We start from the raw sequence: 8,473 nt of genomic DNA on the forward strand, positions 1-8,473 counted from the left end.
GCTGAGCCCGATGCAGTACGAGGTGGCGCGCCACGCCGCCACCGAGCGCGCCTTCAGCGGCAAGTACTGGGATCACTTCAAGGCCGGCCGCTACGACTGCGTCGGCTGCGGCACGCCGCTGTTCGCATCCGACACCAAGTTCGACGCCGGCTGCGGCTGGCCGAGCTACTGGGAGCCGATCAACAGCGAGGTGATCGAGCGCGTGGTCGACCGCAGCCACGGCATGGTGCGCGTCGAGGTGCGCTGCAACAACTGCGGCTCGCACCTGGGCCACGTCTTCGAAGACGGCCCGGAGCCGACCGGCGAGCGCTTCTGCATCAATTCCGCGGCGATAGACTTCGCCCCCAAGCCGTAACTCCGGCCGCCACTTCGTCCCCGTCGACGCTCCCTGATGACCCTGCTGCTCGATTTCCTCCCGCTGCTGCTGTTCTTCGGCACCTTCAAGTTCGCCGATGCCAACAAGGACGCCGCGGCGGCCTTCGCGAGCGAGCATTTCGGCTTCCTGGTCTCGGGCGGCAGCGTCGGCCCCGGCGAGGCCGCGGTGCTGCTGGCCACGCTGGTGGTGATCGCCGCCACCTTGCTGCAGGTGCTCACGCTGAAGCTGATGCGCCGCAAGGTGCACACGATGCTGTGGGTCACGCTGGCCCTGGTGGTGGTGCTGGGCGGTGCGACGATCTGGTTCCACAACGCCACCTTCATCATGTGGAAACCCAGCGTGCTGTACTGGGTGATGGGCTTCGCGTTCTGGTTCAGCCAGAGCGTGCTGGGCAAGAACATCCCGCAGAAGCTGATGGGCGAGCAACTGGTGCTGCCGGCGGCCGTCTGGCAGCGGCTGAATTTCGCATGGGTCGCATTCTTCGGGCTGATGGGCCTGCTGAATCTCTACGTGGCCTACAGCTTCACGCAATCGACCTGGGCCACCTTCAAGGTGTTCGGCGCGACCGGGCTGATGCTGGCGTTCGTGCTGGGCCAGGGCGTCTACCTGAGCCGTCACCTGCCCGATGAGGACAAGGCCGCGCCGCCAGCCGATCCGGCCCCGGAACCCACGAAGGAGCGCGGTTGAGCATGTCCGTCAGTTCGCACGAGATCGAGGCCGCGCTGCGCGAGGCCCTGCAGCCTGAAAGCCTCGCGATCACCGACGACAGCCACCTGCATGCCGGCCATGCCGGCGCGCGCGAGGGGCGGCATTTCAGCGTGCAGGTGGTGAGCGCGCAGTTCAACGATCTGTCACGTCTGAAGCGGCACCGCCTCGTATATGATGCCCTGCGAACCTTGATTCCGCGCGGCATCCACGCCCTTGCCATCGAGGCCCGCGCACCGGGTGAACGCTGATCCGAAGACGTGACGGTGGCCCTCAGTGGCCCCACGGCAGCCCCCCCCCGATTTGCGACCCCGATATGCGACCCCGATCGTCAAGCCCGATAGCGCACCCATCCGATTCCCCGTTGAAAGGCCATAAGCCCATGAAGAAGTCGACCCTTGCCCGCCACGCCTCGATGCTGGTGATCAGTGCTGCCCTGCTCGTGCCGGCGGCGATGGCCCAGAACGTGGCGATCGTCAACGGCAAGCCCGTGCCGAAGTCGCGCGTCGAAGCGCTGATGGTGCAAGCCACCAAGCCCGGCCCGCAAGGCGCCCAGCCGCGCACGGCCGAACTCGAAGCGCAGGTGCGCGACGAAGTCGTGCTGCGCGAGATGTTCATGCAGGAAGCCGAGAAGCGCGGCCTGACCAACAGCACCGACTACAAGCAGCAGCTCGAGCTGGCCCGCCAGAGCATCCTGATCCGCGAGCTGTTCAGCGACTTCCAGAAGAAGAACCCGGTGCTCGACGCCGACGTGCAGGCCGAGTACGACAAGTTCAAGGCCCGTTCGGCCGGCACCGAGTACCACGCCCGCCACATCCTGGTCGAGAAGGAAGAAGACGCGAAGGCCCTGATCGCGCAGATCAAGGGCGGCGCGAAGTTCGAGGACCTGGCGAAGAAGAATTCGAAGGACCCGGGATCGGGTGAGAACGGCGGCGACCTCGACTGGGCCAACCCCGGTTCGTACGTGCCCGAGTTCTCGCAGGCGATGATCAAGCTGAAGAAGGGCGAGATGACGCAGGAGCCGGTGAAGTCGCAATTCGGCTACCACATCATCAAGCTGGAAGACACGCGCGATGCGCAGGTCCCGTCGATCGAAGAAGTGAAGCCGCAGATCCTGCAGGCCCTGGGCCAGCAGAAGCTCGCGAAGTTCCGCGACGAGATCCGCGCGAAGTCGAAGACGGACTACAAGTTCTCGACCGCGAACTGAGGCCGATCGGCTTTCGACGAAGGGCGCCTGCGGGCGCCCTTTTTCATTTCGCGGTTCATTCCCGACCTCTCGCGACGCGCCGCCGGGGCCACCGCGCTGGCATTCGCAGCCGACCTTGCTTCGATGACGAAGCGCTTGACTTTCCCATCATCGGAGGGTCGACACTGCGAGCCAGAACAGGAGAGCGCCATGCACCCTGCCGGCGACACGGCTCACGACCACGCACACCACCCTGCGGCCCCCACGCCACCCGAGGCGGCGCGAAAGCCCACGGCCGGTGACCCCGGCCAGGTCGAGTACACCTGCCCGATGCACCCGCAGGTGCGCCAGATGGGCCCGGGCAGCTGCCCCCTGTGCGGCATGACGCTGGAGCCGGTCGTGGCCAGCGCCGACAACGGCGAGAGCCCCGAGCTGCGCGACATGACGCGGCGCCTGTGGGTCGGGCTGGCGCTGACGCTGCCGGTGTTCGCGCTGGAGATGGGCGGACACCTGTTCGACCTCCATCACCTGATCGCCCAGCAGGCCTCGAACCGGGTGCAGCTGCTGCTGGGCACGCCGGTCGTGCTGTGGGCGGGCTGGCCGTTCTTCGCGCGCGGCGTGGCCTCGCTGCGCAACCGCAGCCTCAACATGTTCACCCTCATCGCGCTGGGGACGGGCGCGGCCTGGGTCTACAGCATCGCCGGCACCGTGGCGCCGGCGCTGTTCCCGGCCGCGCTGCGGCTCGAGGACGGGGCCGTGCCGGTCTACTTCGAAGCCGCCGCCGTCATCACCGTGCTGGTCCTGCTGGGCCAGGTGCTCGAGCTGCGCGCGCGCGAGAAGACCTCCGGCGCCATCAAGGCCTTGCTGAACCTCGCGCCGAAGACCGCCGTCCGGGTGCGCGCCGACGGCAGCGACGAGGCGGTCCGCATCGACGCCATCGTGGCAGGCGACCTGCTGCGGGTCAGGCCCGGAGAGAAGGTGGCGGTCGACGGCGAGCTCACCGAGGGTTCGGGGACGGTGGACGAATCCATGGTCACCGGCGAATCCATGCCGGTGACCAAGGCGCCCGGGTCCAAGGCGACCGCCGGCACGCTGAACCAGAGCGGTGGCTTCGTGATGCGGGCCGACAAGGTCGGCGCCGACACGCTGCTCTCGCAGATCGTGCACATGGTCGCGGCCGCACAGCGCAGCCGCGCGCCGATCCAGCGCATGGCCGACCAGGTGGCCGGCTGGTTCGTGCCGGCCGTCATCCTGGTGGCCGGGCTCACGTTCGTTGCCTGGCTGCTGCTGGGGCCGTCGCCGGCGTTCAGCTATGCGCTCGTCACCGCGGTGGCCGTGCTCATCATCGCGTGTCCGTGTGCGCTCGGCCTGGCCACGCCGATGTCCATCATGGTGGGCGTCGGCCGCGGCGCCCAGCACGGCGTGCTGATCCGCGACGCGCAGGCGCTGGAACGCATGGAGAAGGTGGACACGCTGGTCGTCGACAAGACCGGCACGCTGACCGAAGGCCGCCCCACGGTGGTCCACATCGAGCCCGCCCCGGGGGCCGGCGTCGACGAGGTGCTGCAGAAGCTGGCCAGCGTGGAGCGGGCCAGCGAACACCCGCTGGCGCAGGCCATCGTCAACGCGGCGCAGGAGCGCCGGCTGGACCTGCTGCCGGTGAGCGACTTCGATTCGCCGGTCGGCAAGGGCGTGCTGGGGACGGTGGACGGGCAGCCGGTGGTGTGCGGCAGCGCGAAGTTCCTGGCCGAGCACGGCGTCGACGCCACGCCGCTGGACGGCGCCGCGGAGCTCCAGCGTGCGCAATCGGCCACCGTCATCTTCGTGGCACTCGCGGGGCGGCTGGCGGGCTTCGTGGCCATTRCCGACCCCATCAAGGCCAGCACGCCGGCCGCGTTGCAGGCGCTTCGGACGGCGGGGGTGCGAATCGTGATGCTGACCGGCGACGGCAAGACGACGGCCGAGGCCGTGGCCCGCCGGCTCGGCATCGACGAGGTGGTGGCCGAAGTGTTTCCAGAGGACAAGGCCAAGGTGGTGCAGCGCCTGCAATCGGAAGGGCGCATCGTCGCGATGGCCGGTGACGGCGTCAACGATGCACCGGCGCTGGCGGCGGCCGAGGTCGGCATCGCGATGGGCACCGGCACCGACGTGGCGATGGAGAGTTCGGGCATCACGCTGCTGAAGGGCGACCTGATGGGCATCGTGCGCGCCCGCACGCTGTCGCGCGCGACGATGCGCAACATCCGGCAGAACCTGTTCCTTTCGTTTGCCTACAACGTGGCCGGCATCCCGCTGGCCGCGGGCGTGCTGTACCCGTTCTCCGGGCTGCTGCTGTCCCCGGTGGTGGCCGCCGCCGCGATGGCGCTGTCGTCGGTGAGCGTCATCGGCAACGCGCTGCGGCTGCGCACCGTGAAGGTGGATTGACGCGCCGGGCCCATCACGACAGAAACGACATCGTCGCGATGCTGCGCAAGCTCTAGGCCGTGAGGTCGAGCCGTCCCGCCTCGATGTGCAACTGCCTGTCGCAACGCGCCGCGATGCCGCGGTCGTGCGTGACGAGCACCAGCGTCGTGCCCGATTCGCGGTTCAGCTCGAACATCAGCTCCATCACCTTCTCGCCGGTCGCGAAATCGAGGCTGCCGGTGGGCTCGTCGGCCAGCAGCACCGCCGGCTTCACGACGAAGGCGCGCGCCAGCGCCACGCGCTGCTGCTCGCCGCCCGACAACACCTTCGGGTAGTGCGACAGCCGCTCGCTCAAGCCCACGCGGCGCAGCATCTCGGTGGCCAGGGCCCGCGCATCGCTGCGGCCCTGCAGCTCCAGCGGCAGCATCACGTTCTCGAGCGCATTCAGGTTGCCCAGCAGCTGGAAGCTCTGGAACACGAAGCCGAGTTGCGCAGCCCGCACCGCGGCGCGCGCATCCTCGCCGAGCGCGAAAAGATCGTGGCCGGCCAGGCGAACCGTTCCGGTGCTCGGCGTGTCCAAGCCCGCGATGATCGACAGCAAGGTGCTCTTGCCCGAGCCGGACGCACCGACGATGGCGGCCGATTGCCGCGCGGCGAGCGCGAACTCGATCTCGTGGAGAATGGTCAGCACACCGGTCGAGTCCTGCACCTGCTTGGTGACGCGCTCGACGGAAATGATGGATTCGGACATGAATGCTTCTGCAGGTAGACGGCTCACGCGACGCGCGTTGCTGGTTCACTGTACCTTGCTTGCCACGGCGAGCGCACTGCCGGGGGTTCAGGCCGCCGCGCCGCGCCGCGTGCTGGTGCTCGGCGACAGCCTGTCGGCCGAGTACGGCCTGCAGCGCGGCGAAGGCTGGGTCGCCTTGCTCGGCGAGCGCTTCGTGCGCGACAGGATCGCCGCGACCGTCGTCAATGCGAGCATCAGCGGCGACACCACCTCCGGTGGCCGTTCGCGCCTGCCGGCGCTGCTGAAGCAGCACCAGCCGGGCATCGTCGTGATCGAGCTCGGCGGCAACGATGCGCTGCGCGGCCTGCCGCTCGCGATGACGCGCGACAACCTGCTCGCGATGGTGCGCGCCGCCAAGCAGGCCGGCGCCAAGGTGCTGGTGGTCGGGATGCAGGTGCCGCCGAACTACGGGCGGCAGTACGGCGCCGACTTCGCGGCGCTGTTCGCCCAGGTCGCCAAGACGGAGGACACCGCCCTCGTGCCCTTCCTGCTGAAGGGCGTGGCCGATTCGCCGCAGGCCGACACGATGTTCCAACCCGACCGCATCCATCCGATCGCGAAGGCCCACCCGACGATGCTGGACAACGTCTGGGCAGGCCTGAAACCACTCTTGGGCTGACCCTCAGCGGTTGCTCTCGCGCTCGTTGCGGCGCTCGGGTCGGTCCTGGCGCTCCTGCCGCTGCTCGACGCGCGGCTGCTCCTGGCGTGGTTGCGCCTGCTGAGGCGCGCGCACCTCGGGCACACGCGGCGGCTGCTGGGGCTGCTGCGGTGCCTGCGGCTGCGGACGCTGCGGCGCCTGCGGTTGCTGCACCTGGGGCGCGGCCGGATGCTGCACCTGCGGTTGCACCGGTTGCTGCTGCTGGGGCACCGGGCGCGGCTGCAGTTGCGGCTGGCCGCCGACCGGCGCAGGCCGCTCGCCGCGGTCACCCCGCGGACGGCCCCGCGATTCGCCGTCCTGGTTCACCGGCATCGGATGGCGGCGCTCCGGCGTGTTCACCGACGGCGCCTGCGGCTGGGTGGCGTTCGCGACCGGCGGGCGGTTGCCGCCAGGCTGCTGGCCGGTATCGGGCACGTCGCGGCCCGGACGCGGGCGCGGCGTGTAGCCGGGCTGCTGCGGTTGCTGTTGCGGACTCTGCTGCTGCGGAGCCTGCCCCAGCTGGGGTTGCTGCGGCTGTTGCGGCTGCTGCGCCACCGGCGTGCCCGGCCGCTCCGGCCGGCCCCAGCCACCCTCGCCGCGGCCGTTGTTCTCGCCGCGGCCGTTGTTGTCACCGCGCCCGTTGTTGTCGCGCCCGTTGTCGCGCCCGTTGTCGCCACGGCCTGCGTTGTTGCCGGGCACGAGCGTGCTGCCCAGGTTGCTGCCGTTGTTCTCGCGTCGCCCCGGCGGCGGCGGAACGGGCTGCCGCGCGTCCGGCGCGAAGCTGACGCGGCCGGTGCGCGGGTCCTCCACACGCCGCCCACCGGCCTCGCCGCGCGCAGGCATCGGCATCGGCACCGGCGCGTCGACGCGTGGCCGTTCGCGCCCCATGTCGCGCAGCACGCGGTCGTTGACACGCGTCATCGCCGGCGCCACCGGCTGGCGGCGCTCCATCACCACCGCCGGCACCACGGTCACCGCATGCGGCATGCCGCGGTTGATGTAGTGCGTCTGCTGCACCACCGCCCCCGGGCTGTTGATGATGTTCGTGACGTTGGTGATGTTGGTCACGTGGGTCACGTTGACGTTGCGGATGTAGCGCGGGCTGACGCGGTAGCCCGGCACGTAGACCTCGCGCGGCGCGAGCGGGAACCAGCCGACCGACGGCGAGTTGCCGACCGAGATCGACAGGCTCAGGTTCGGCCCGCCCACCCACGCCMCCAGCGCCGGCGCATACACCGGCCGTGCGATGTAGGTGCCCGGCGTCCAGCACCAGGCGCTGCGGTGCCACACCCAGCGGCCGTAGTGGAACGGCGCGAAGCCCCAGGGCGCGTCGTCGACCCAGGTCCAGCCCCATGGGTTCACCCAGGCCCAGTGGCCCATGCGGTACGGCGCCCAGTCGGGGGCCACGTTGCGCGGGATCCAGATCGCACCGTAGTCGGGGCTCTGCTCCCAGCGGCCATAGCGGTCCAGGTCTTCGACGCCGGTCATCTCGGGCGAGACGTAGCGGGTCGAGACGCTGCGCTCCTCGCGCTGGTCGAGCGAGGCCACCCAGTCGGAGAACGGGTCGCGCACCGGGTCGGTGATGCTGTACTGCGTCGGCGCCTCGGGCTTGTCGCGCCAGAACTCGGCACGCTGGTTGGGCAACACCGTCAACGCGGTGCGGTCGCCTTCGAACTGCGCCTGGCCGCTCACCACCGTGACCTGGCTGGTGTCGTCGACGCGGTCGAAGCGGTAGCTGCCGGTGCGGTCGGTGCGAAAGCGCCCTTCCCCGGTCGCCACGCCGAATTCAGTAGCCGCCTCGCGGGTGCGCAGCCGCGCCGAGAGGCTGCCGCTCAGCAGTTGCAGGCTCAGGTGGTTGTCGTCGAGTTGCAGCACCTCGACCTCGGTGTTGGCGGCGATGCGCAGCGTGGTGGAGCCGATGCGGATCTCGGCGCGGCCGTCCTTCTCGGTCGACAGCCGATCGCCGGTGGTGACCGGCCGGTTGCGCGCCGCGGCGATCCATTCGGCGCTCTCGGGGGCGTAGACCCAGACCGCGCCGTCGACCTCGGAGAGCCGGCCGACACGGCCCGGCGGGTCTTCGTCGGCGGCCCGCGCGGGCTGCGCGAACAGCGCCAGCACGGAGATCAGCATCAGGCCGATCATCAAGCCCAGCCAGCGTGCAGACCGGGCGCCCATGCGGGCGGATGTAGCGATTCGGGTGCTGTTCGGCACGGCGAGCTCCTCACGTTGCATGGTCACGGTCCGGTGGGACCGCGCGGAACCGGTGAGGTTCCAGCGGGCACAACGTGTCAGACCGTGACGCCGCTGACCGCAGAAACCTTTCTTCGCAAAGCAGCCGAAGAAAAGCCGTCAGTCGTCGTCGTTCGGGTCCAGGTC

General features: G+C 69.8%; 8 protein-coding genes. 6 read left to right on the forward strand and 2 right to left on the reverse strand.

What is annotated here, in order from left to right; all coding sequences use genetic code 11:
* The 5 genes from msrB to AC1D01_RS12610 all read left to right on the forward strand — a co-directional run.
* Nucleotides 1–355: peptide-methionine (R)-S-oxide reductase MsrB (gene msrB / locus AC1D01_RS12590; protein ID WP_477866637.1), on the forward strand; the 355-nt coding region annotated here is incomplete at its 5' end.
* A 36-nt stretch (nt 356–391) separates the two neighbouring features.
* Nucleotides 392–1,063: a septation protein A gene (locus AC1D01_RS12595; protein WP_477866639.1), complete on the forward strand. Its 672-nt coding sequence runs from the start codon at nt 392–394 to the stop codon at nt 1,061–1,063.
* Between the two features lie 2 nt (nt 1,064–1,065).
* Nucleotides 1,066–1,332 (forward strand): BolA family protein, encoded by a 267-nt coding sequence (locus AC1D01_RS12600; RefSeq protein WP_047504237.1) that lies wholly within the window; start codon nt 1,066–1,068, stop codon nt 1,330–1,332.
* 131 nt (nt 1,333–1,463) lie between these two features.
* Nucleotides 1,464–2,288 (forward strand): peptidylprolyl isomerase, encoded by an 825-nt coding sequence (locus AC1D01_RS12605; RefSeq protein WP_477866641.1) that lies wholly within the window; start codon nt 1,464–1,466, stop codon nt 2,286–2,288.
* Nucleotides 2,289–2,477: 189 nt separating this feature from the next.
* Entirely contained in the window at nt 2,478–4,691 is a 2,214-nt protein-coding gene (locus AC1D01_RS12610; protein WP_477866643.1) for a copper-transporting P-type ATPase, read from the forward strand.
* A gap of 52 nt (nt 4,692–4,743) precedes the next feature.
* Here the strand turns inward: AC1D01_RS12610 and AC1D01_RS12615 are convergent, their stop codons facing one another.
* Entirely contained in the window at nt 4,744–5,421 is a 678-nt protein-coding gene (locus AC1D01_RS12615; RefSeq protein ID WP_477866645.1) for an ABC transporter ATP-binding protein, read from the reverse strand.
* Here AC1D01_RS12615 and AC1D01_RS12620 point away from each other — a divergent pair.
* Nucleotides 5,420–6,079, forward strand: a complete 660-nt coding sequence (locus tag AC1D01_RS12620) for an arylesterase (RefSeq protein ID WP_477866647.1) — start codon at nt 5,420–5,422, stop codon at nt 6,077–6,079. The genes AC1D01_RS12615 and AC1D01_RS12620 overlap by 2 nt on opposite strands.
* Before the next feature lie 3 nt (nt 6,080–6,082).
* Here the strand turns inward: AC1D01_RS12620 and AC1D01_RS12625 are convergent, their stop codons facing one another.
* Nucleotides 6,083–8,308 carry a DUF6600 domain-containing protein gene (locus AC1D01_RS12625; protein ID WP_477866649.1) on the reverse strand — a complete coding sequence of 742 codons (2,226 nt, stop codon included), beginning with the start codon at nt 8,306–8,308 and terminating at the stop codon, nt 6,083–6,085.
* Between the last annotated feature and the right edge of the window lie 165 nt (nt 8,309–8,473).

The sequence above is a fragment of the Rhizobacter sp. P3_B12 genome (assembly GCF_056402895.1).

Bases quoted from the DNA above. Each gene is read 5' to 3' on its own strand.
- AC1D01_RS12605 (WP_477866641.1), top strand. From the start codon at position 1,464: ATGAAGAAGTCGACCCTTGCCCGCCACGCCTCGATGCTGGTGATCAGT.
- AC1D01_RS12600 (WP_047504237.1), top strand. From the start codon at position 1,066: ATGTCCGTCAGTTCGCACGAGATCGAGGCCGCGCTGCGCGAGGCCCTG.
- AC1D01_RS12595 (WP_477866639.1), top strand. From the start codon at position 392: ATGACCCTGCTGCTCGATTTCCTCCCGCTGCTGCTGTTCTTCGGCACC.
- AC1D01_RS12615 (WP_477866645.1), bottom strand. From the start codon at position 5,421: ATGTCCGAATCCATCATTTCCGTCGAGCGCGTCACCAAGCAGGTGCAG.
- AC1D01_RS12620 (WP_477866647.1), top strand. From the start codon at position 5,420: ATGAATGCTTCTGCAGGTAGACGGCTCACGCGACGCGCGTTGCTGGTT.